Annotated in this window: 22 protein-coding genes; 12 read left to right on the forward strand and 10 right to left on the reverse strand. The window is 72.8% G+C overall.

The genetic code is table 11. The annotated features are described in order from the left end of the window. Window positions 1-106: 106 nt before the first annotated feature. Window positions 107-922, reverse strand: a complete 816-nt coding sequence (locus OG764_RS34465) for a class I SAM-dependent methyltransferase (RefSeq protein ID WP_328972262.1) — start codon at window positions 920-922, stop codon at window positions 107-109. Then, on the reverse strand, window positions 919-1,404 hold the full coding sequence (locus OG764_RS34470) for a VOC family protein (protein WP_328972263.1): 486 nt from the start codon (window positions 1,402-1,404) through the stop codon (window positions 919-921). Before OG764_RS34470 ends, OG764_RS34465 begins: the two co-directional genes overlap by 4 nt. Window positions 1,405-1,633: 229 nt before the next feature. On the opposite strand from OG764_RS34470, the gene OG764_RS34475 reads away from it, so the two are divergent. After that, window positions 1,634-2,206, forward strand: coding sequence for a GNAT family N-acetyltransferase (locus OG764_RS34475; RefSeq protein ID WP_328972264.1), 573 nt, complete (start codon window positions 1,634-1,636; stop codon window positions 2,204-2,206). Window positions 2,207-2,226: 20 nt separating this feature from the next. Here OG764_RS34475 and OG764_RS34480 read toward each other — a convergent pair whose 3' ends face one another. Then, the gene (locus OG764_RS34480; RefSeq protein WP_328972265.1) at window positions 2,227-2,682 is read right to left on the reverse strand and encodes a hypothetical protein; all 456 of its coding nucleotides are present in this window, start codon (window positions 2,680-2,682) and stop codon (window positions 2,227-2,229) included. Window positions 2,683-2,984: 302 nt separating this feature from the next. On the opposite strand from OG764_RS34480, the gene OG764_RS34485 reads away from it, so the two are divergent. Next, window positions 2,985-4,088, forward strand: a complete 1,104-nt coding sequence (locus OG764_RS34485) for a sugar ABC transporter substrate-binding protein (RefSeq protein ID WP_328972266.1) — start codon at window positions 2,985-2,987, stop codon at window positions 4,086-4,088. On the opposite strand, the gene OG764_RS34490 is transcribed toward OG764_RS34485, so the two are convergent. From OG764_RS34490 to OG764_RS34500, 3 genes are all read right to left on the reverse strand, one after another. After that, a complete protein-coding gene (locus OG764_RS34490) occupies window positions 4,054-5,442 on the reverse strand; it encodes an MAB_1171c family putative transporter (RefSeq protein ID WP_328972267.1) in 1,389 nt (462 codons plus the stop codon). The genes OG764_RS34485 and OG764_RS34490 overlap by 35 nt on opposite strands. Continuing rightward, the gene (locus OG764_RS34495) at window positions 5,439-6,011 is read right to left on the reverse strand and encodes a ParH-like protein (RefSeq protein ID WP_328972268.1); all 573 of its coding nucleotides are present in this window, start codon (window positions 6,009-6,011) and stop codon (window positions 5,439-5,441) included. Before OG764_RS34495 ends, OG764_RS34490 begins: the two co-directional genes overlap by 4 nt. A gap of 92 nt (window positions 6,012-6,103) precedes the next feature. Then, window positions 6,104-6,538 (reverse strand): helix-turn-helix domain-containing protein, encoded by a 435-nt coding sequence (locus OG764_RS34500; RefSeq protein ID WP_328972269.1) that lies wholly within the window; start codon window positions 6,536-6,538, stop codon window positions 6,104-6,106. Between the two features lie 216 nt (window positions 6,539-6,754). On the opposite strand from OG764_RS34500, the gene stsA reads away from it, so the two are divergent. The 6 genes from stsA to OG764_RS34530 all read left to right on the forward strand — a co-directional run bounded on the left by stsA (window position 6,755) and on the right by OG764_RS34530 (window position 11,360). After that, the gene (stsA, locus tag OG764_RS34505) at window positions 6,755-6,871 is read left to right on the forward strand and encodes a StsA family sactipeptide RiPP (RefSeq protein ID WP_328972270.1); all 117 of its coding nucleotides are present in this window, start codon (window positions 6,755-6,757) and stop codon (window positions 6,869-6,871) included. Between the two features lie 144 nt (window positions 6,872-7,015). Then, complete coding sequence (gene stsB, locus OG764_RS34510; RefSeq protein ID WP_328972271.1) at window positions 7,016-8,437, forward strand: StsB family radical SAM/SPASM domain sactipeptide maturase; 1,422 nt, start codon at window positions 7,016-7,018, stop codon at window positions 8,435-8,437. Window positions 8,438-8,449: 12 nt separating this feature from the next. Beyond that, window positions 8,450-8,740, forward strand: a complete 291-nt coding sequence (locus tag OG764_RS34515; protein ID WP_328972272.1) for a PqqD family protein — start codon at window positions 8,450-8,452, stop codon at window positions 8,738-8,740. Beyond that, entirely contained in the window at window positions 8,724-9,587 is an 864-nt protein-coding gene (locus OG764_RS34520) for a S24/S26 family peptidase (protein WP_328972273.1), read from the forward strand. The genes OG764_RS34515 and OG764_RS34520 overlap by 17 nt, the downstream gene beginning before the upstream one ends. Next, on the forward strand, window positions 9,584-10,528 hold the full coding sequence (locus tag OG764_RS34525; protein ID WP_328972274.1) for an ABC transporter ATP-binding protein: 945 nt from the start codon (window positions 9,584-9,586) through the stop codon (window positions 10,526-10,528). The genes OG764_RS34520 and OG764_RS34525 overlap by 4 nt, the downstream gene beginning before the upstream one ends. Then, window positions 10,518-11,360, forward strand: a complete 843-nt coding sequence (locus OG764_RS34530) for an ABC transporter permease (RefSeq protein WP_328972275.1) — start codon at window positions 10,518-10,520, stop codon at window positions 11,358-11,360. The genes OG764_RS34525 and OG764_RS34530 overlap by 11 nt, the downstream gene beginning before the upstream one ends. Before the next feature lie 37 nt (window positions 11,361-11,397). Here OG764_RS34530 and OG764_RS34535 read toward each other — a convergent pair whose 3' ends face one another. Continuing rightward, window positions 11,398-11,814, reverse strand: coding sequence for a hypothetical protein (locus OG764_RS34535; protein ID WP_328972276.1), 417 nt, complete (start codon window positions 11,812-11,814; stop codon window positions 11,398-11,400). A 147-nt stretch (window positions 11,815-11,961) separates the two neighbouring features. Here OG764_RS34535 and OG764_RS34540 point away from each other — a divergent pair, with 147 nt between their 5' ends. The 4 genes from OG764_RS34540 (at window position 11,962) to OG764_RS34555 (ending at window position 14,348) form a co-directional block, all read left to right on the forward strand. Beyond that, window positions 11,962-12,522, forward strand: coding sequence for a SixA phosphatase family protein (locus tag OG764_RS34540; RefSeq protein WP_328972277.1), 561 nt, complete (start codon window positions 11,962-11,964; stop codon window positions 12,520-12,522). Between the two features lie 127 nt (window positions 12,523-12,649). Beyond that, complete coding sequence (locus OG764_RS34545) at window positions 12,650-13,330, forward strand: nucleotidyltransferase family protein (RefSeq protein ID WP_328972278.1); 681 nt, start codon at window positions 12,650-12,652, stop codon at window positions 13,328-13,330. Beyond that, window positions 13,327-13,581, forward strand: coding sequence for a BON domain-containing protein (locus OG764_RS34550; RefSeq protein ID WP_328972279.1), 255 nt, complete (start codon window positions 13,327-13,329; stop codon window positions 13,579-13,581). The genes OG764_RS34545 and OG764_RS34550 overlap by 4 nt, the downstream gene beginning before the upstream one ends. Then, on the forward strand, window positions 13,578-14,348 hold the full coding sequence (locus OG764_RS34555; protein WP_328972280.1) for a metallophosphoesterase family protein: 771 nt from the start codon (window positions 13,578-13,580) through the stop codon (window positions 14,346-14,348). The genes OG764_RS34550 and OG764_RS34555 overlap by 4 nt, the downstream gene beginning before the upstream one ends. 64 nt (window positions 14,349-14,412) lie before the next feature. Here the strand turns inward: OG764_RS34555 and OG764_RS34560 are convergent, their stop codons facing one another. The 3 genes from OG764_RS34560 to OG764_RS34570 form a co-directional block, all read right to left on the reverse strand. Further along, window positions 14,413-16,047 carry an alpha/beta hydrolase gene (locus tag OG764_RS34560; RefSeq protein ID WP_328972281.1) on the reverse strand — a complete coding sequence of 545 codons (1,635 nt, stop codon included), beginning with the start codon at window positions 16,045-16,047 and terminating at the stop codon, window positions 14,413-14,415. A 198-nt stretch (window positions 16,048-16,245) separates the two neighbouring features. Next, a complete protein-coding gene (locus tag OG764_RS34565) occupies window positions 16,246-16,683 on the reverse strand; it encodes a hypothetical protein (RefSeq protein WP_328972282.1) in 438 nt (145 codons plus the stop codon). A 285-nt stretch (window positions 16,684-16,968) separates the two neighbouring features. Then, the gene (locus tag OG764_RS34570; protein ID WP_328972283.1) at window positions 16,969-18,558 is read right to left on the reverse strand and encodes an N-6 DNA methylase; all 1,590 of its coding nucleotides are present in this window, start codon (window positions 18,556-18,558) and stop codon (window positions 16,969-16,971) included. Window positions 18,559-18,781 lie beyond the last annotated feature (223 nt).

Here is an 18,781-nt window from a genome sequence, read left to right on the forward strand (position 1 = left end):
TATCGAGTTCCAGACCGAACGGCTCGGGCAGCCGCACCGGCGTACCGAAGGGGTGGGGTCCTTAGACACGGGGTGTAGCCGAGGTGCCCGGGCGCGGGGAGACGTGTCAGGGGGACGGGGCGGGGGCGGGTTTGCGGCCCCAGGCCGTGAGCATGCCCGGGGACAGCCCGGTGCACTCGGGGGAGCCGAGGTAGCGCAGCGCCTCGTCGAGGCCGGCGTCGTCGACCAGGCCCGTCGCGATCATGGCGGGCCGGGCGCGGCCCCACGTGTCCGCCCAGAACCGGCTGATCGGACTGCCCGGGGTCAGCGGCGGTACGTGGATCTCGGCCGCCACCTCCTCCAGCCCCGCCGCCCGCAGCAGCTCGATGCGGTGCGGAACCTGGGACACGTCGGTCCCGATGGTGTCGCGCAGCCCCTGCCACATGGCCCGCACGGCGCGGGTGAACGGGGTGACCGGCGCCGAGTCCGTGGTCAGGTCGACGGCGTCGCTGACCACCAGGACCCCGCCGGGGGCGAGCAGCCCGGCGAGCCGGGACACGGTCTCCCGCGGGGACGGCAGGTGCATGAGCACGAACCGGGCGTGGACCAGCCGGAACAGCCCGGGCGAGAAGTCGTCGGCGGTGACGTCCGCCTGGTAGGTGGTCAGTCCCGGTACGGGGTGCTCCGCGAGGAACCGTACGTCGCGGTCCACCGCCAGGACCCGCTCCACGCCGGCCTCGCCGAGCAGCCGCCGCGCCACCGTGCCGGTGCCCGCGCCCACCTCCAGGCAGGTCCAGCCGGGCCCCACGCCCAGCTGCCGCAGCCGGGCCATGGTCGTCTCGTCGTAGGCGAGGGCGCCCAGGTCGATGCGTTCGTCCTCGCCCCGGTCCCCGGGACGGAACACCCGCTCGCCGTAACGGCCCTCGCTCGGGGGACGGTTCACCCGCCGTCCGCCGGGGACTCCATCGACCGCAGCGCCTCTTCGGACCGCCTCTCCATCTCCTCGGGCGGGACGTCCTCGATGTGCGTGGCGACGTTCCAGCGGTGCCCGAACGGGTCCTCGAACTGCCCGGTGCGGTCACCGTAGAACTGGTCCTTGACCGGTGAGCGCTCGGTGGCGCCCCGGGCGAGAGCCGCGGCGAAGACCGCGTCGACGTCCTCGACGTACACGTGCAGGGTCATGGGGGTGCCGCCCACCGACTTGGGCGAGCGGAAATCGATGTCCGGGTACTCGTCGGCGAGCATGACGACCGAGTTGCCGAGCTCCAGCTCGGCGTGGCCGATCTTGCCTCCGGGCGCGGCCATCCTCATCCGCTCGCGCGCGCCGAGCACGGCGACGTAGAAGTCGATCGCGGCCGCGGCCCCGTCGACACACAGGTACGGCGTGACGCGCGGGTATCCCTCGGGAACGGGCTGTACGGGCACCGGGTTCCTGCCTTCGCGGACCGTGGCGGTCACCGCCGACCGCCGACTGCGCCCACAGATATCCCGGATCCCGGCGGGCGCGTCCGCGCCGCGCGGCGTCCGGCCACCGGATGCCCCGAAGGGCTGCCCCGCTCACCGGAACCCGCCGCGAGGGGAGGGGCCCGCCCGCGGCCCGGCGCGGGCGCGCGGGCGGGGTGGGTCGCGGAGGGCGGCGTGGCACTGTGGTGGCATGACCATCGAAGTTCGCGCGGCTTCCGTCTTCGAGGACGTCCGCGCCGTGCTCGGGCCGAAGTCGCCCGCGTCCAACGTCTGCTGGTGCCTGAGCTACCGGATCCCGTCCAAGCTCAACAACGAACTCCGCGGGCCGGCCCGCGGCGAATTCGTCGCCGGGCTGTGCGGTGCGGAGGTCCCTCCGGGAGTCCTCGCCTACGACGGCGACGAGCCGGTCGGCTGGGCCGCCGTGGCGCCGCGCGCCGACACCTCGTTCGCGCACAGCCGGAAGATCCCGCACGTCGACGACCTGCCGGTCTGGTCCCTGTGGTGTGTCCGGGTACGCCCGGGGCACCGCAAGCAGGGGATCTCGCACGCCCTGATCACCGGCGCGGTCGAGTTCGCCCGCGCCCACGGCGCGCCCGCCGTCGAGGCGTACCCGCTCGACAACGCCGGCGCGAAGGTCGACCTGACGATGGCGTACGCGGGTCTGCGCAAGAACTTCGAACGGGCCGGCTTCACCCACGCCGCCGACACGACCTCGGTCCTCGCCGGCCACCCCCGCGTCCTGATGCGCCTCGACCTGCGCTGAAGGGCGGCCCGCGCCCGCCCTCAGTCGCGGATGCTGCGGGCCAGCCACCGGGTGAGGGTGGTGCCGGGGATCAGTTCGCGGTGCGTCTCGTCGCCGGGGATCGGGACGACCAGCCACCGGCCGGGCGGGAACACGCGGGCCTTCACGAAGGCCGTTCCGGTGTAGACGGAGCGGAGGAAGGCCGGCACGGACTCCCGGGGGACGTCGTGGAACTCGACGTCGTCGACGGTGATCTTCGCGTCGCCGTCCGGGAACAGGTGCACGCTCACGGCGGGGCTGCCCGCGAGCTCGACGAACGCCTCGTGCGGCAGCGAGCCGTCGGGGTCGACGGCCGTGAACAGTCCGGCCGAGGTCCGGCGCGAGACCTGGTCGGCGCCGATGTCGTCGCCGACGGTCATGGCGAGGCCGTACTCGTCCGCGATCGCGCGGACGGCGGTGACGGCGGCCTGGGTGGTCGGCAGGGGAGAGCGATCCATGATCGCCATCATGCCAAAGGAGCAGCCCGGCCGGAGGGTCGCCTGAACGCCTTCCCATGCCCCTCCGAATTCCCGGCCTGAGCACCGGTCTGAGCACTCCGTCCCATTGCATTCACAAGTTGAAGATGCGTCACGGAGAAATCGTGCCGGAAAATGCGGAAAAGCAGGCGTGAAGGCCGATATGCGGGATGCGCGCGCGTTGCGGGATCGTTAAGGGTCCATTCCTTGACGGCGAGTGATCGGGAGAGTTGACTGCGTGAACCTCGGCCAGAAGGACATGGCCCATTTGAGAGGTTCAGAACGTGAACGCATATCGCCGCCGTGCCGCCGCCGCTGTCTGCGTCGCTTCCCTGGGTGCCGTCGCCCTCTCGGGATGCGGCTCCACCGACGCCGACGGGCCGGGGGACGACCGCCCGGGCGCGGCGGTCAAGGTCGGCCTGCTCCTGCCCGAGAACGAGACCGCGCGCTACGAGCGGTTCGACAAGCCGCTGATCGAGAAGAAGGTCGGCCGCCTCACCCTCGGCAAGGGCAAGGTCCTCTACGCCAACGCCCAGGGCAGCGTCTCGCGGCAGAACACCCAGGTAGCCGCGATGATCGACGCCGACGTCGATGTCCTGATCGTCGACGCGGTGGACGCCAAGGCCATCGCCGGCGCGGTGCGGAAGGCCAAGGCCGCCGGCATCCCCGTCGTCGCGTACGACCGCCTGGCGCAGGGCCCGATCGACGCGTACACCTCCTTCGACAACGAGGACGTCGGCAAGGTCCAGGGCCAGGCCCTGCTCGACGCGCTGGGCGGCAAGGCCGGCAGCGGCCGGATCGTCATGATCAACGGCGCGGTCACCGACCCGAACGCCGCCCTCTTCCGGTCCGGGGCCCGCTCCGTGCTCGACGGCAACGTTGTCATCGGCAAGGAGTACGACACCGTCGAATGGAAGCCGGAGAACGCCAAGGCCCATATGGAATCGGCGATTTCCGCACTCGGCAAGAACGGGATAGCCGGCGTCTACTCCGCCAACGACGGCATGGCCGGCGGCATCATCGACGCCCTCAAGGCGGCCGGCGTCAGCCCGCTCCCCCCGGTGACCGGCCAGGACGCCGAGCTGGCGGGCGTCCAGCGGATCGTCACGGGCGAGCAGTACATGAGCGTCTACAAGCCGTACGTCCGCGAGGCCGAGGCCGCGGCGGAGCTCGCCGTCCTCCTCGCCCGCGGCGAGCGGATCGGCGGACTCATCAACCAGGAGGTCAACAGCCCGACCACCAAGCGCGTGCCGTCGGTGCTCGTCCCCGGCATCTCCGTGACCAGGAAGAACATCCAGGACACGGTGGTCCACGACGGCATCTACTCCGTCGAGGAGATCTGCACCGCCAAGATCAAGGCGGCGTGCGACGAGATCGGCCTGGAGTAGCGGTCGGTACGGAGGCGCCGCCCGCAGGCCGCCCCGCCGCGCCGCCCGCCGTGCCGGGTTCCGCGGTGCTCCCCGGGCCGGGCGCGGTGCCGGGCGCGGCCGCCGCGACGGCCGTGACCGGTGCCGGTGGTGCGGCGAGCCCGGCGGCCGCGGTGGCCGCGGCGAGCTCGGCGCGCATCCGGCGGCGGACCCGTGCGACGGCTTCGGAGTGGGCGAAGGCCTCCGCGACCTCGACCAGCCAGCCGATCTCCGCGTCCAGGTCGTCGTGCCCGGCGGGCGGCCCGGGGTCGGCGGCGCCGGGGAAGCGCAGGCCGGCCGCAGCGGCCTCCAGGGCGGCCGCGATGACGGCGGCCTCCTCCGTCGCGGCCCGGCGGGCCGGTGGCAGCAGTCCGGCGCAGGCCTCGGCCGCCCACAGGGGCGCCTGCGGGTGGACGTGTCCCCGCAGGGCCATGCGGCCGTCGTGCACTTCGATGACGCGGCGGTAGAGCGCGAACTCGCCGGTCCTCAGCGGGAGGGAGAAGCGCCCGCCCGGCGGACGGGCGTCGAGCGCGATCCGCGGATGGGCGGTGCACAGGGCCAACCAGAGCGGCCTGATCCTGCGGTGGCTGCGCCGGGCGCCGCGCCGCCGCGGTGGCCGGGCCGCCCACGCCGTCAGGCTCGCCCCGCCGATGCCGAGCGCGCCGGAGAGCAGCGCGAACGGCACCGCCCAGGGGGCGTCGGCGATGTCCCGCCTGCCGTCGGCGACCACGTCGAGCAGCGGGAACACGCCGAACGCCGACCACACGACGGACGCGGCGCCGCCGGCCGCGACCAGACGCAGCCCGGTCCTGAGCGGGCCGGGCCCCACCAGCCGGGCGGCCCGGTGGACGAGCACCGTGAACAGGGCCGTGCACAGGAGGCTGTGCCCGGTGAAGAGGGCGGAGTAGACGGCCAGCTCGGCCCGTCCGCCGTCCGCCGCCAAGAGCTTTCCGCCCTCGACGCCCACCCCGGCGGCCAGGTACGCGACCGCGCAGGCGGCCATCACCGCCAGGGAGAAGGCGCCTTGGCGGCGCGCCCACGGCCGCGGGCGGCCGGTCGGGCGTACGGCGTGGGCCAGCAGGGCGAGGAAGCACTCGGCCGCGAGCCGCAGTTCACCGCCGAGCAGCGGAACGAGGTGTGCCAGCCGCGGGGGGACCGCGCCGGGTGCCGCGCGCGACAGGAGGAGCAGCGACAGGGTCAGGCAGAGGGCGAGGGCGGCCACGTACCGGGTGCCGGTGCCTGCGCCGGCCCGGCACCGCCGGAGCAGCCGGTACCCGAGTCCGGCGCCGAGTACGGAGAGCGCCACGGCGGCGGTGCAGGCGGCCGGTTCGGTCACAGGGGCCCGGGCCCGGGGGCCGGGGCGGGCAGGACCGCCGGCGTGGCGGTGAACAGGGACCTGAGCCGGGCGGCGGTGTCGGCGGATCCGAGGTCGGCGGCCGCGGCCGGCGGCCGTCCGGCCCGGGCCGCCCGGTGGAGCACCAGGGAGGCGAAGAGTTCGGCCTCCTGCTCCTCGGTGTCCGTGTATCCGGTCCGGCCGAGGACCCGGCGGACCAGCTCGCCCGAGAGGTTCGGCAGCAGGGTGGCGGCGGTCGCCGGGGCGAGTCGGCCCGAGCCGTCGCGGTGCCCGCACAGCAGGTGTCCGACCTCGTGGAGCACGATGTGCCGTTGGTGCAGGGGGGTGGTGTCGACGGGATAGCCGATGTAGTCCGCACGGTCGGTGCTCATCAGGAGCCCGCACGGCCCGGACGAGGGCCAGGACAGGGGCAGGAGTTCCACCGGGCGGCCGAGCCTGGCCGACAGGTCGGCCGCGAGGGCGTCCGCGTCGAAGTTCTCCCGGACGGGCAGGGTCGCCGCGATCCGTCGACATCGACGCCAGAGTCTTCTGCGCTGCCGGCCAGTCACCACGAACGCCGCCCCCTCGCCCCCCGGTTCCAGCCCGACCGGGTCCCCTACCGATCGGTCGACCGATCGTACGGGGGTGCCACGGCCCGGTGGAATCAGGCAGAGGGGTGGGATCCGGACTCTCTGCGCGCGATCGCGTCGATCATGTCGCTGATGGTGCCGAGCCCTTGGGGCGACAGGGCGACGGCGCGCAGGGCGACCTCCCGTACGCCGGCATCGCGGAGTGCTCCGAGCAGCGCAAGCTCCTCCGAGATCCGCCCGCCGAGCTCGTCGTCGAAGAAGTACGCGGGCGGCACCTCGAAGAACCGGGCCAGTGCCTCAAGGTGGCGTTTGGTCGGATTGTCCCGTCGGCCGGTGCGCAACTGCCACAGATAGGTGGCCGAAAAGCTCTCCCCGGTGGCCTCGCGGCAGGCGCGGGCGACCTCTTCGTTGCTGTACGGCTCGCGGCTGGGCCGGCGTACGACGTCGAAGAGCCTGTCGATCCGGTCGGCGAGGGTGGGCGAGGGCGCCCCGGTCCCGGCTGCCGTCACTGCGCCTCCTCGGTCGCGAACTCCCTGGGCGGCCCATGGTAATGGGCCCGTTCCGGACCGGGTCGCACCTGCCCAAGTCGTTCACCGTACCTACGCCGAACCTGGTGGGAAATTCATATCGGCTGCTATGAATTTCATCCATCAGCTGAGATGAATGGGCGCCCGTCGTCCTCGTCCCGGCTGCGTCCGTACGCCAACCGAGAGAAGGGAAACGCCATGAGCGAGAACACGTGGGTCAAGCCCGAGATCGCCCCGGTCGACTTCGACGCCGAGATGTCCTGCGCCTGCGGCTGCAGCGGCGGCACCGGCGCCGGCGCCGGCCAGGCCCAGTAGAGGCCGGCCCGTAGCGGCCGGCCGAAGCCTGAGCACCGAAGGTCCGCCGCGGACGTCGTCGGCGAACCGGACCGGGTGGTGCCCGGGGCTTCCCCCGGGCACCACCCGTCTCTCTCACTGACGAGCTCACTGGCGAGGTGAACGATGAAGCTGCTGGACCTGTGGGACGACCTGAGCGTCCCCGAAGACCTGGTGTACTTCACGAACGACGGGGACCGCCTGGTCACCAACCCCGAAACGGCAGCCTGGTGTGTCCTCACCGAGCAGGAGAACCGGCTGCTCCAGTCACTGGCCCGGCGCGGACCGCGGCCCGGCCCCGGCGCCGAGGAAAGCGCCGCCGCCGAGCGCACCCTGGGCAGACTGGTCCTCAACTGGCTGGTCTACCTCCCCGGCCGGCGCCCGGCGATCCGTGAGCCCAACCCGCAGCTCACCACCGTCTATTACGCGATCACCGACGGCTGCAACCTGCGCTGCCCCTACTGTTACGCCTCGTCCGAAAAGGCCCTGCCGGGCGAGCTGACCACCGCCGAGTCGCTCGACCTGGTCGACCAGATCGCCGACATGGGCGTGCAGCAGCTGATCTTCACCGGCGGCGAGCCGATGCTGCGCAAGGACCTCTTCCACATCGTCCGCCACGCCAGAGAGCGCGGACTGGCCGTCAACATGATCACCAACGGCACGGTCATCCGCCGCCCCGAGACCGCGCGGGAGATCGCCGAGCTGTTCAACCTGGTCACCGTCAGCGTGGACGGCGGCACGGCGGAAATGCACGAACGCACCCGCGGCAAGGGCACGTTCGCCCGCACCGCCCAGGGACTCAAGCTGCTGAACGAAGCAGGCGTGGTCCCGGTCATCAACCACGTCGTCACCCCGGACAACGTCGATCTGCTCGACCGGCTCGCGGAGTTCGCCGGCGGCCTCGACATCCGCCAGGTGCGCCTGATGAACCACTCCGACCTGGGACGCGCGGAGACCGACGGCTACGACTTCGGCTGGCAGGACTACCAGAAGATCCTCGACTTCATGTGGACCCACCCGCTCGCCGAGAACCTGCTGCCCGACGGCCCCAAGGCCAGCAAGCCCTGCTCGATCAAGGGCAACTGCGGCATGGGCGGCAACGAGATCTACGTCAACTCCCTCGGCAGCGTCTACCCGTGCAAGCTCGTCACCGAGAAGCAGCACCTCGCCGGCAACGTCAAACGCCAGCCCCTCGCGGAGATCTTCGCGCACCCCGCCCTCGCCGACATGCGGCGCAACAGCGTCTACGCCGGCGACAACCTCCAGGACTGCCGGCAGTGCTACATCCGCGGCGCCTGCGGGGGCGGCTGCCGCGCCTACCACATGGCCGAGACCGGCGACGTGCACCGCAACGGCCGCCACCTCTGCCGGGTCCTGCGCCGCAACATGATCGCCGGCTTCTGGCAGGCCACCGGCGTCACCGGCGCCCGGCTCAAGGAGGCACAGGAGGAGCTGATGCTGCCCCGCCTGGTACGCGACGACTCCGTCCACCCCGTGCACGAGGACTGGAAGACAGCCGAGCGGCGCCTGCTCCCGCTCGCCAACTGAGAGGACCGACCCATGCGTTACCGGATCGACCCCGAGGTCGTGTGGACCCCCTCCCAGGACGAGGTCCGTCTCTACTCGGCCCGCACCGGGGAATTCCAGACCCTCAACAGCACCGCCGCCCAAATCTGGCTGGGCATCTCGGAGAACGGCTCCGCCGAGGACACCGCCGCCGAACTCGCCGTCCGCTACGGCGCCGACAGCCCCGCGCAGCGGGCGCTGATCACGCGCGACATCGAGGAGTTCGTCACGCGGCTGGTCGCCCAGGGACTCCTCGAGGAGGAGTCCGGTGCAGCACGTGCGTGACGTCCCACCCGAAGCGGCCATGCTGCGGGCGGCCCTCGCCCGGGGCGGCAGGGCGAGGCTGCGGACCCGCGGCGCCAGCATGCTGCCGGCCATCGCGCCCGGCACGCTCCTCACCGTGACGGCGCGCCCCTTCGCGCAGGTGGTCCCCGGCGACGTGGTCGCGGCCGTCATCGACGCGCGGATCATCGTCCACCGCGTGGTGGCCGCCTCCCCGGCGGGCCTGCTGACCCTCGGCGACAACCTCCCGCTCCTCGACCCGCCCGTGGCACCGCACGCCTACCTCGGCGTCGTACCGGAACACCACGCCCGACTGCCGAGGCGGCGGCCCGACCCGGCGGCGCTCGGCCCGCACCCCGGGGGGAACGGACCCGGTCGCGTCCGGATCCTCGTCCCCGGCCCGGCCGCCGCGCACCGCGCGCACGGCGTGGACGTCCGGCGGTGCGCGGACCCCGGCCGGCTGCCGGGACCCGTGATCGGGATCTCCCCGTACGGGGCCCTGCCGCCCGGCGCGCTCGACACGGTGCTGCGCGCCGCCGGAAGCCGCGACGTGACCGTCCTCGTGGGGTACTCGTTCGGCTACGGGAGCGGACCGGGGGCCGACGGTGCGGGGGAGCTGCTCCCGCCGGACCTCGCCGACCTCCACATCCGGTTCGGCACCCCGCTCGCCCCGCCCGGTCCGGCCGCCGCACTCGGCTTCGTCGCCGACCGGGTCCGCAGGCTGCGGCCCGCACCGCCGCCGGCCCCGCCGATGACCGCCCCGCCGGCGGCCTCCGTACGGGCCGCCCCGACGCCCGCCCGGCCGGCCGCCACCGCGCCGGCCGCCTCCGAAGCAGGGAGCCGCAGGTGACCGCCGCCGTACACGCCGAGAACCTCGTCAAGCGGTACGAGGACATGGAGCGCAACGCCGTCGACGGCCTCTCCTTCACCATCGAGCCGGGCGCGGTCGTCGGCCTCCTGGGTCCGAACGGCGCGGGCAAGACCACCCTCACCAAGCTGATCTGCGGCGCCGCCGTGCCCACGGCCGGCCGGATCGCCGTGTTCGGCGCCGGCCCCTCCGAGCACGGAGGACGGCCCAAGGCCGACATCGGGGTCATCCACCAGTCCGCCCCCTTCGACATGATGCTGACCGTCCTGGACAACCTCCGCATCGCCGCCGCGTTCAAGGGCGTGCGCTGGCGGGACGCCAAGCCGGCCTGCTACGAACTGCTCGACGTCCTCGGCATCAAGGGCTCCCTCTCGCAGCTGGTCTTCACCCTCTCCGGCGGCGAGAAGCGCCGGCTCCAGCTCGTCCGGGCGCTGCTCGGCAGGCCCAGGCTGCTGCTGCTCGACGAACCCTCCGCCGGGCTCGACGTGAGCGGCCGGCACCGGATGTGGGAACTGCTGCACGAGCTGCGCACCCAGGAGGGCACCACCGTGCTGTGGACCAGCCACTACGTCGAGGAACTGGAACGGAACTGCGGCCGGGTCCTGATCGTCGACCGGGGCCGGCTCGTGGAACAGGGCACCCCCGACGACCTCGCGGCACGCTACGGCCGCCAGACCGCGCTGGTCCGCCCGGCCGATCCCGAGAACACGGACCGGCTCGCGAAACTGGCCGGCGAGGCCGGGCTCCGGGCCGCCCCCGCCGACGGCGTCGTGCGGATCACCGGGCACCGGGTCCGTGAACTGCTGCCGGACGTCCTGACCCGGCTCGGCTCCACGGAGGCCCGGACGGCCTCGGTGGAGTTCCGTACGCCGTCGCTGGAGGACGCCTTCCTCGAACTCGTGGAGAACCCCCGTGACCGCTGACACCGCCGCCACTTCCGGCGTCCTGCGCACCTCCCTCGCACCACGCCAGGCCGCCCGCCGGGCCGCCTGGCACAACGACGCGCTCGCCGTGCTCTACCGGGAGTACTGCCTGCTCACCCGCAACCGCACGAACCTCCTGCTCTCCGTCACCCCGAGCGCGGTCTACCTGCTGCTGTTCGCGACGTCGCTGTCCCGGCTGATCGGCGACGTGACGTACGAGGGGCGCACCGTCGGCTACGCCGAGTTCACCGTGCCCGCCCTGCTGCTCTCCTCGATGCTCGCCGCGGCCACCACGGCCGGCGCGTCGCTGTTCCAGGAGCGGATGGGGCACATGGACGTGGAGCTGTGGTCGCATCCGCTGCGCCGCGGCAGCTACATCGCGGCCAAGCTGACGGCCGGCACGGTCCTGGTGCTGGCGCAGACGCTGGCGGCCCTCGCGGTGGCGAGCGTCATCTTCCCGTTCCGCTGGCCGGCCTCCCACTGGGCGGCCCTGCTGGTGGCCACCGTGCTGGCCTCGGTCGCCTTCAACGGCCTGTACCTGCTGCTGGCGACCGCGTTCAAGGACTTCCAGCGGTTCACCGTCACCATCAACGTCCTGGGCCCGGTGCTCCTCTTCGCGTCCCCGTCGTTCTACCCGTCGCAGGACATGGCCCCCGTGGTGCGCTGGCTGTCGTGGGCGGACCCCGTCACGTACGGCATCCGCTGCCTGCGCGACGCGGCGCTGTTCGGCTTCGGCGAGGCCTGGCCGTGGATGCTGGTGCTGGCGGCCATCGCCGTGCTCACCGGCGCCCTGATCGCCCGATCCCTGATGCAGCGCGCCCGCCGGGTGTGACCACCCGGCGGGCCCGCCCCGGTCCGCGGGCCGGGGCCTACGCGCCCTCGTCGTCCCCGGCGCCCTCGTCGTAGGCGCCGGCCTCGATTTCGAGGGCGAGCTCCTGGAGGACCTCGATGGCGGTGACGTCGGTCCGCCCGTTGTCGTGCGCGATCGCCAGGCTGGTGAAGGCCAGGCTGAAGCCGGAGACCATCGTGTGCAGGGCCGGCCCCAGGGCCTCCGCGACCAGCGCCGCCACCTGCTGGGGAGAGGCGTCGGCCGGCACGCTGATCGACGGGAGCATCTCGTTGAGGAGCGTCGTCACCACCCCGGCGGTGCCGCCCGGCCCGTCGTCGTGCCCGTCGTGCCCGCCGTGCTCCGCGTCGTCCTCCCGTCCGGTCTCGGCGGCCCGGCGGATGTCCTGGGCCTCCGTGAGGATGCCGATCACTCGCTTGAGCACTTCTGCGCGTTCCATCCTTCGGAGCGTAGCCCCGCGCCCGCACGCACGGGTGCGTTCCTCCCGTACCCGACGCACTATGGCCGTGTACGTCCACGGAACCTGTACGTGCGCCCGTACGTGCAGGTGCTACGCGCAGCGGTACCTGCGGCGAAGGAGACGGCCATGCCCTCGGGTCCCACGCCACCCACGACGCCCTCGCCCCCCGACGGCGCGGCCGGCTGCCGGCTGCTGCTGGTCCGGCACGCCAAGGCCGTCCCGAAGGGCGCGGAGGCCGAGGACTTCGACCGGGCCCTGAGCGACGGCGGCAGGGCCGACGCACCCCGTACGGGCCGCCGGCTGGCGGAGTCCGGCCTCAGGCCCGACCTGGCCCTGTGCTCCCCGGCGCGCCGGACCCGCCAGACCTGGCAGTTGCTGGCTCCGGCCCTGACGAACCCGCCGTCCGCCGTGTACGACGACCGGCTCTACAACGCGCCGCCGAACGCCCTGGTCACCGTATTGGCGGAGCGGGCGGCGGGCCTCGGCTGCGTGGTGCTGGTCGGCCACAACCCCGGCATCCACGAGCTGGCCACGGCGCTGTGCGGGTCCGGCCCGGGCAAACTCCTGGACGAGATCCGGGAGGGCTTCCCGACGTCGGGACTGGTCGTGATCGACCTCCCGAACGGCTGGGACGACCTCACGCCCGGCGCCGGGCACCTGACGGCGCTCTGGTCGCCACGGCACTGACCCGACCCGGCGGGCACGTTCTGGCGCGGCGACCGGTGGCCGACCGTTTGTACGCGGCGACCGGCGGCCGACCTTTTGTATCGGTATGTGGGGGTTTCAGGGGCGCGGGACGGGTTAGGCGGTACTCGTGACCCCTCAGACCGCCCCGCCCACCCCGGCGGGCATCCCCCCGCCCGCAAGCCTGAGTCCCCCGGAACCGGGCGGCGACGCTCCGTTGCCCAAGGACCACACCCAGGCCATCCTGGAGACCACCAAACACGTGGCGGCGCTGCTCAAGCGCACCGGGAAGCCGTTCGCCCTCGCCGGCAGCGTGGCCGCCTTCGCGCACGGGCTGCCCGCCCGCTTCCAGCACGACACCGACTTCTGCGTACGGCCCGAAGACGCCGACGAGGCCGTCAAGGCCCTGGAGGACGGCGGCATCGCCATGCGCCGCGCCCCCGAGGACTGGCTCGTCAAGGGCCGCTCGGGCGGCGAGGAGATCGACCTGATCTTCGAGCTGGCCAGGCGCCCGGTCGACACGGAACTGCTGGGCCGGGCCCACGTCAAGGCGGTGGACTCGGTGTGGATGCCGGTCCTCGCGCCCACCGACCTCATGGACAGCCGCCTCACCGCGCTCTGTGAGCACTACTGCGACTTCGGCGACCTGCTGCCCATGGCCCGGATGCTGCGCGAACAGATCGACTGGGAGCGGCTCGACCGGGACCACCGGGCGGCTCCGCTCCCCGACGCCTTCTTCTACCTGCTCGCACGACTCGACGTCATCGACCGCCGCCCCGACGGACCGCAGGGCAGGGAGGAAGCGCCGTGACCTCCGCCGAGAACATCGAGTACCGCATCGCACACCTGCGCGACCGCCTCGCCCGGGAGGACATCGCGGAGCTCGGCGTACGGGTCGAAACGCACGGCACACGTGCCGTGGTCTCGGGCCGCGTCCCCGACGAGGACTGCCGGACGGCCGTCCTGCGGATCGCCGGCGAGGAGCTGGCGGGCCTGGACTGGTACGACGACCTCACGGTGAGCCACGTCCGCGCCCCCGACCATTCCGAGGAGCTGTCGTGATCCGCGTGGCGGCCGTCGGCGACATCCACCTCGGCCCGGACAGCGGCGGACTGCTGCGGCCCGCCTTCGACACCCTCGGCGACTGCGCGGACGTACTGCTGCTCGCCGGTGACCTCACCCGGCACGGCACCCCGCAGGAGGCCAGGGTGGTGGCCGCCGAGGTCGCCGACCTGCCCGTGCCCGTCGTCGCGGTCCTCGGGAACCACGACTACCAGAGCGACCAGGAGGAAGCCGTCACCCGGGAGCTCCGGGCCGCCGGCGTGCACGTCCTGGAGGGCGAGGGCGTGCTCCTCGACCTCGGCGCCGACGGCATCCCGGTGGGCGTCGCGGGGACCAAGGGGTTCTGCGGAGGCTTCGCCGGGCGCAGCGGAAGCGAGTTCGGCGAACCGGAGATGAAGGCCTTCATCCGCTACAGCCGCAGCTGCGCGGAGGGCCTGGGCCGGGCGCTGCGCGAACTCCGCGAGGCGGGCGCCGAACGGCGCATCGCCCTGACGCACTTCGCGCCCGTACCCGACACCCTGGCGGGCGAGCCGCGCGAGATCTACCCGTTCCTCGGCAGCTACCTGCTCGCGGAAGCGGTGGACGTGGAGGGCGCCGACCTCGCCGTCCACGGGCACGCCCACCTCGGCACCGAACACGGCATGACCGCGGGCGGCACCAGGGTCCGCAACGTCGCGATGCCCGTCATCGACCGGGCCTTCGCCGTCTACCACCTCGACGGCCACCCGCCCGGGCAGAACGCATCGGACGCGTCGGCCGCCCCATGAGGAGGCCCGCGGAACGCGTCGGGGCCGCAGCCGGTGCCGGCTGCGGCCCCTCGGCGGCCGGTGGTCAGCGCAGGACGGGGATCGCGTCGCGCGTCTCGTCGACCACGAGGCCCGCGACGTCGCCCAGGGCGCCGGTGTCCGAGGAGAGGCGGCCGAGCGCCGCCGGCGGAGTCTCGTCCGCGCAGACGGTGCCCCGGGCGGGCAGCGTGAGCGTGGCGAGGTAGTCGTTGACCAGGGCGCTGACGCACGCGCTGCGGTTGTACGCGGTGTGTCCCTCACCGGCGAAGGTCACCAGCCGCCCGTTGTCCAGCGTCCCGGCGAGGGCCACGGCGTCCTGGTACGGGGTGTCGGGGTCGCCGGTCGTGCCGAGGACCAGGATCGGGGCGGAGCCCGCCGCCCGGTAGGAGCCCTCGTAACGGCTCGGGCGCTCCGCCGGCCACTGGGCGCAGGTGGGCGCGTGGTTGTGGTCGTACGTGGGCGGGCCGAGACCGATGGGCGGCCCCATCAGCGGGGCGGCGGCCGACTGGGCGCCGACCAGCGTGCGCAGCAGCAGGGGGCTGGTCGGGTAGACGCGGTCGGCGCACTCGACGGCCATGTTGACGTTGAGGAAGTCGAAGGACGCGGGCGAGGGCGGGGACAGCAGGAACGAGGTCTGGCGCGCCTGCGCCGCCCGCAGCGCCTGGCCCAGCGCGGGCCAGATCGCCTTGCCCGAGTTGATGTTGAACATCAGGCGGTAGGCCAGCGTGTAGCCGGTGGCCGGGCGTCCGCTCGGGGTGATGACGGGGTCGGCGTCCAGCGCCCGCTTGAGCGCGTCGAAGGCCTGCCGCGGAGCGCCGTCGCCGAACCCGCAGGCGGCGGCGTTCTGCGCGCACCAGTCCAGGAACCGGCCGACCGACGCGTCCAGGGCGACGAACTGCCCGGCGTCGTAGGCGTACGGCACGTCCGCGTAGGTCCGCGGGTTGTAGGCCCCGTCCAGGACCATGGCCCGGACCCGCCGGGGGAACTGCGCGGCGTAGACGGTGCCGACGTAGCTGCCGAAGGAACGCCCGTAGAAGGTGAGCGTCTCCTCGCCGAGGGCCTGGCGGAGCAGGTCGATGTCCTTGGCGTTCGAGCCGGTGCCGACGAACGGCACGAGGTCGGGGGAGCGTTGCAGGCAGGCGCCGGCGAAGTCGAGGCCCTGCCGCACGGCCACGTCCACGGCTCCCGGGCCGGGCACGCCGCGCGCCGCGTCGACTGCGGCGGAGTACTGCTTGTCGTCCCAGCACTCCACCTGTCCGCTGCGCTTCACGCCGCGCATGTCGTACCCGACGACGTCGAAGGAGGCGCGGAGGGCGGCGGGGAGCGCGGCGTAGCTGTTGCGGGCGAAGTCCACGCCCGAGTTGCCCGGTCCGCCGGGGTGCATCAGCAGGACACCGGTGCGGTGGGCCGCGTCGGACGCGACCCGCCGGGTGACGGCGAGCGGGAGCGTACGGCCGGCGGGCTCCCGGTAGTCCAGCGGCACGTGGGCGGTCGCGCATTCGAAGCCGTCCGCCGCGCCGTCACACGGTCCCCAGGACAGGACGGGAACGGGCGGGGCGCCAGGGGGTGTTGCCGTGGCCGTTCCGGGCGCGGCGCCGAGGAACGCGGTGACCGCGATCAGGACGAGGGATATCCCCCAGGCCACTCGCCTTCGCGGGTCATCGGGCAAACGGGTCTGCATGGGGCGAACTCCTTCTGCGTCAAGTCGACATGGGCACGCGCGGGATCGGGGGAGGCCCGCGCACGCCCGCCCTCGGCCGAGGGCACGAACAGGTTCGCACCATGCGCCCGAACGGGACAGACCGGGGCCGGGCCGTGGTGGGCGGAGTCCACCGGAGAGGTGTCCGCCCCACCACGGCCCGGCCTGCCGGATCCTCGGTTACAGATTCCGGGCGATGAAATGCACACTCGCGCATTCACCGAAGTCAATGCTCTTGTCGACGGGGTCCTTTACCAGCTGACATTCCTGCAGGTAGATACTCGTCATGTTCCCGGCGAAGTTGAAGGCGAAGTGTTCGTCCTTACCGTATCCGGACGTGTTCTTGACGCTTTCCGGGCGGCTGCCACCGTCGTTGTAAAGGGCCACGAGACGGAGGGCCGCGCCCTTTCCGTCGCTCATGGTGTCCTTGACGTTGCCGTCGATGTACCAGCGCCCGTTGCTCCCCTTCCAGAACTCCCCGCGCGCCCAGGTTCCCGCGATATCCGCGTCGGTGTGGGTAAGGTCCCAGCCGGGCAGTGCGTGGGCGGGTGCCGATGCGAGAGCGAGAATTGCCGGGGCGCACATTGCTACAAGGGCAACCTTGAGCTTGGTGTTCACTTCTCTCCCTTGGAATGGGTGTCGCATCCGGAGTGTTGCCGGATGCGAGGGAGACAGTAATCGTGCGTTTCTCCAGCGGCTAGATCGTTCCGCGGAGGTGACGCGAATTCTGCGCGCGGAGAAAGCGGACATTCCGGTGACCGGGCCGAAAGGGCAGGTCCGCTGCCCGCTCGGTCACGGTTGTGGAGGTGATCTTTCACATATGGAGTGGCCAATATCGGCTCTTGGAATACCGGATTCCCTCCGGCGGCCCGCGGGAGACCCGCGGGGTCGGCCGTCCGATGCTCAGGGGAAGAGTCCGTACAGGTCCTTCGTCAGTGTGGTGACGTCTTCTTCGGTGGCCGGATCGGCCACGGTCGTGGGCGAGTTCACGTAGCGGCCAGGGGTCAGCACGTACCCGTGCCGCCGCACGGTCGCGATGTCGGCCGAGTAGCTGAAGCCGGCCTCGTCCGTGTAGGTGAGGCCCGACGCGCGGGCGGATTGGGTGCCCCGCCACGCGCGGTAGGTGGCGGCGATCCGGGCGATGCCGGCATCGCCCAGCTCGTCCCGCCCGCGCTCGGCCACCGTCTCCGTGGCACGGGCGTCGACGAAGAGGATCCGGCCCCGGCGGTCTTCCAGATGCGCGGACCCCTGCGGTGTCTTGTCCTTCGCCAGCAGCCAGAGGGAGGCGGAGGGCCCCCTGCCGTGGAACAGCCGTGGTGGCAACGCCATCATGGCGGCCACCAAGTCTGCCTCGACCAGCGCCTGTCGGATCTTCCTCTCGGCGTCGGACAGCGAGGAACACGCGCCGTCCGCCAGGACGACGCCGGCCGTACCGCGGTCGCCCAGTTTGGAGAGCACGTGCTGGAGCCAGGCGTAGTCGGCGCTGCTCGGCGGGGGGACGCCGTAGGTCCAGCGGGGGTCGCTCTCGTCGCGCGCCCAGGACGGCATCCGGAACGGCGGGCTCGTCACCACGAAGTCGGCCCGCAGGCCCGGGTGCCGGTCGTGGGCCAGGGCGTCTCCCCAGTGAGAGCCGACGTCGCAGCGATGGCGGCTGGTCATGAAGCACGTGTTGGCCGCGTGCCACGCCCGTTCATCGGCCTCCTGGCCGTAGAAGCCGATGTCGGGCCGGCGGCGGTCGCCGTGGGCGTCGTGGAACCGGGCCGCCTCGACGAACGAGGTGCCCACACCGCACGCGGGGTCGTACATCCGGCCCCGGTACGGCTCCAGGATCTCCACGATCAGCCGCAGGACGGAATACGGTGAGTGGAAATCCGGGCCCGCGCCGCCTTGCGCCCGTGCCGGATCCTGTGTGGGGTCGTCGGCGGACGGGAGGTAGACCTCGCCCAGCGCATTGCGTGCCGGCCTGCCCCCGGCGGAGCCGAACCGGGCTTCGCCGACGATGCCGACGAGTTCGGCGAGTCCGCCGAGTCGACTGTGGCCGAGTTCGACTCGCGCGAACAGCGCCGGCAGCTCGCCGGCCGGGGAGATGTCCTCCCGCCTGAGCGAATACATGGCCGTGTCGATGTACCTGCCGAGGTGTGGCGTCGCCGCACGGGCGGCGATGCCGGACCAGCGGGCGGCCTCGGGTACCCAGCAGACACCGGCAGCCCTGTAGGCCTCCTTGTCCTCCAGGGCCTCGCCGAGGCGGTTCCTGTCGATGCCCTCCTCGACGAGACGCGCCTTCAGTTCCGCGCGGCGCTCTTCGAACACGTCGGAGAGGTACTTGAGAGTCATCAGGCCCAGAACGAGATCCTGGTGCCTCGCCTCCCAGACCGGGCCGCGCAGCGCGCCCGCGGCTCTCCAGGCGATGGCCCGGAGCTCGGAGGCGGAGGACGGGACGGGCCGCTCCGCCGGGTCGGGGGCGACGGGATTCCGCTCGCTCGGCGGTCGCATGAGGGGGAACGCCTCCTTCGTCGGCTGGGTCGGATTGTCCCGGACGACAAGGGACCGCGAGGGGCCGACGCACAACTTCCCCTCCCTGGCCGCTCCCCGTCCGCGCCAAGGAGACGTAACGGTCCAACCACCCCTCCCCGCCGCCCCTTTGGACCTGTCCCGATTGCCGGTGGCGGGGCCGTGGAACGCGGTAACGTGACGGATCACTGGTCGTCGGGAGCGC

It is taken from the genome of Streptomyces sp. NBC_00239, assembly GCF_036194065.1.
GTDB lineage: Bacteria > Actinomycetota > Actinomycetes > Streptomycetales > Streptomycetaceae > Streptomyces.

Coding starts and splice junctions, on each gene's coding strand:
- OG764_RS34560 (WP_328972281.1), bottom strand. CDS start 16,047: ATGCAGACCCGTTTGCCCGATGACCCGCGAAGGCGAGTGGCCTGGGGG.
- OG764_RS34535 (WP_328972276.1), bottom strand. CDS start 11,814: ATGGAACGCGCAGAAGTGCTCAAGCGAGTGATCGGCATCCTCACGGAG.
- OG764_RS34515 (WP_328972272.1), top strand. CDS start 8,450: ATGCGTTACCGGATCGACCCCGAGGTCGTGTGGACCCCCTCCCAGGAC.
- stsB (WP_328972271.1), top strand. CDS start 7,016: ATGAAGCTGCTGGACCTGTGGGACGACCTGAGCGTCCCCGAAGACCTG.
- OG764_RS34570 (WP_328972283.1), bottom strand. CDS start 18,558: ATGCGACCGCCGAGCGAGCGGAATCCCGTCGCCCCCGACCCGGCGGAG.
- OG764_RS34540 (WP_328972277.1), top strand. CDS start 11,962: ATGCCCTCGGGTCCCACGCCACCCACGACGCCCTCGCCCCCCGACGGC.
- OG764_RS34480 (WP_328972265.1), bottom strand. CDS start 2,682: ATGGATCGCTCTCCCCTGCCGACCACCCAGGCCGCCGTCACCGCCGTC.
- OG764_RS34475 (WP_328972264.1), top strand. CDS start 1,634: ATGACCATCGAAGTTCGCGCGGCTTCCGTCTTCGAGGACGTCCGCGCC.
- stsA (WP_328972270.1), top strand. CDS start 6,755: ATGAGCGAGAACACGTGGGTCAAGCCCGAGATCGCCCCGGTCGACTTC.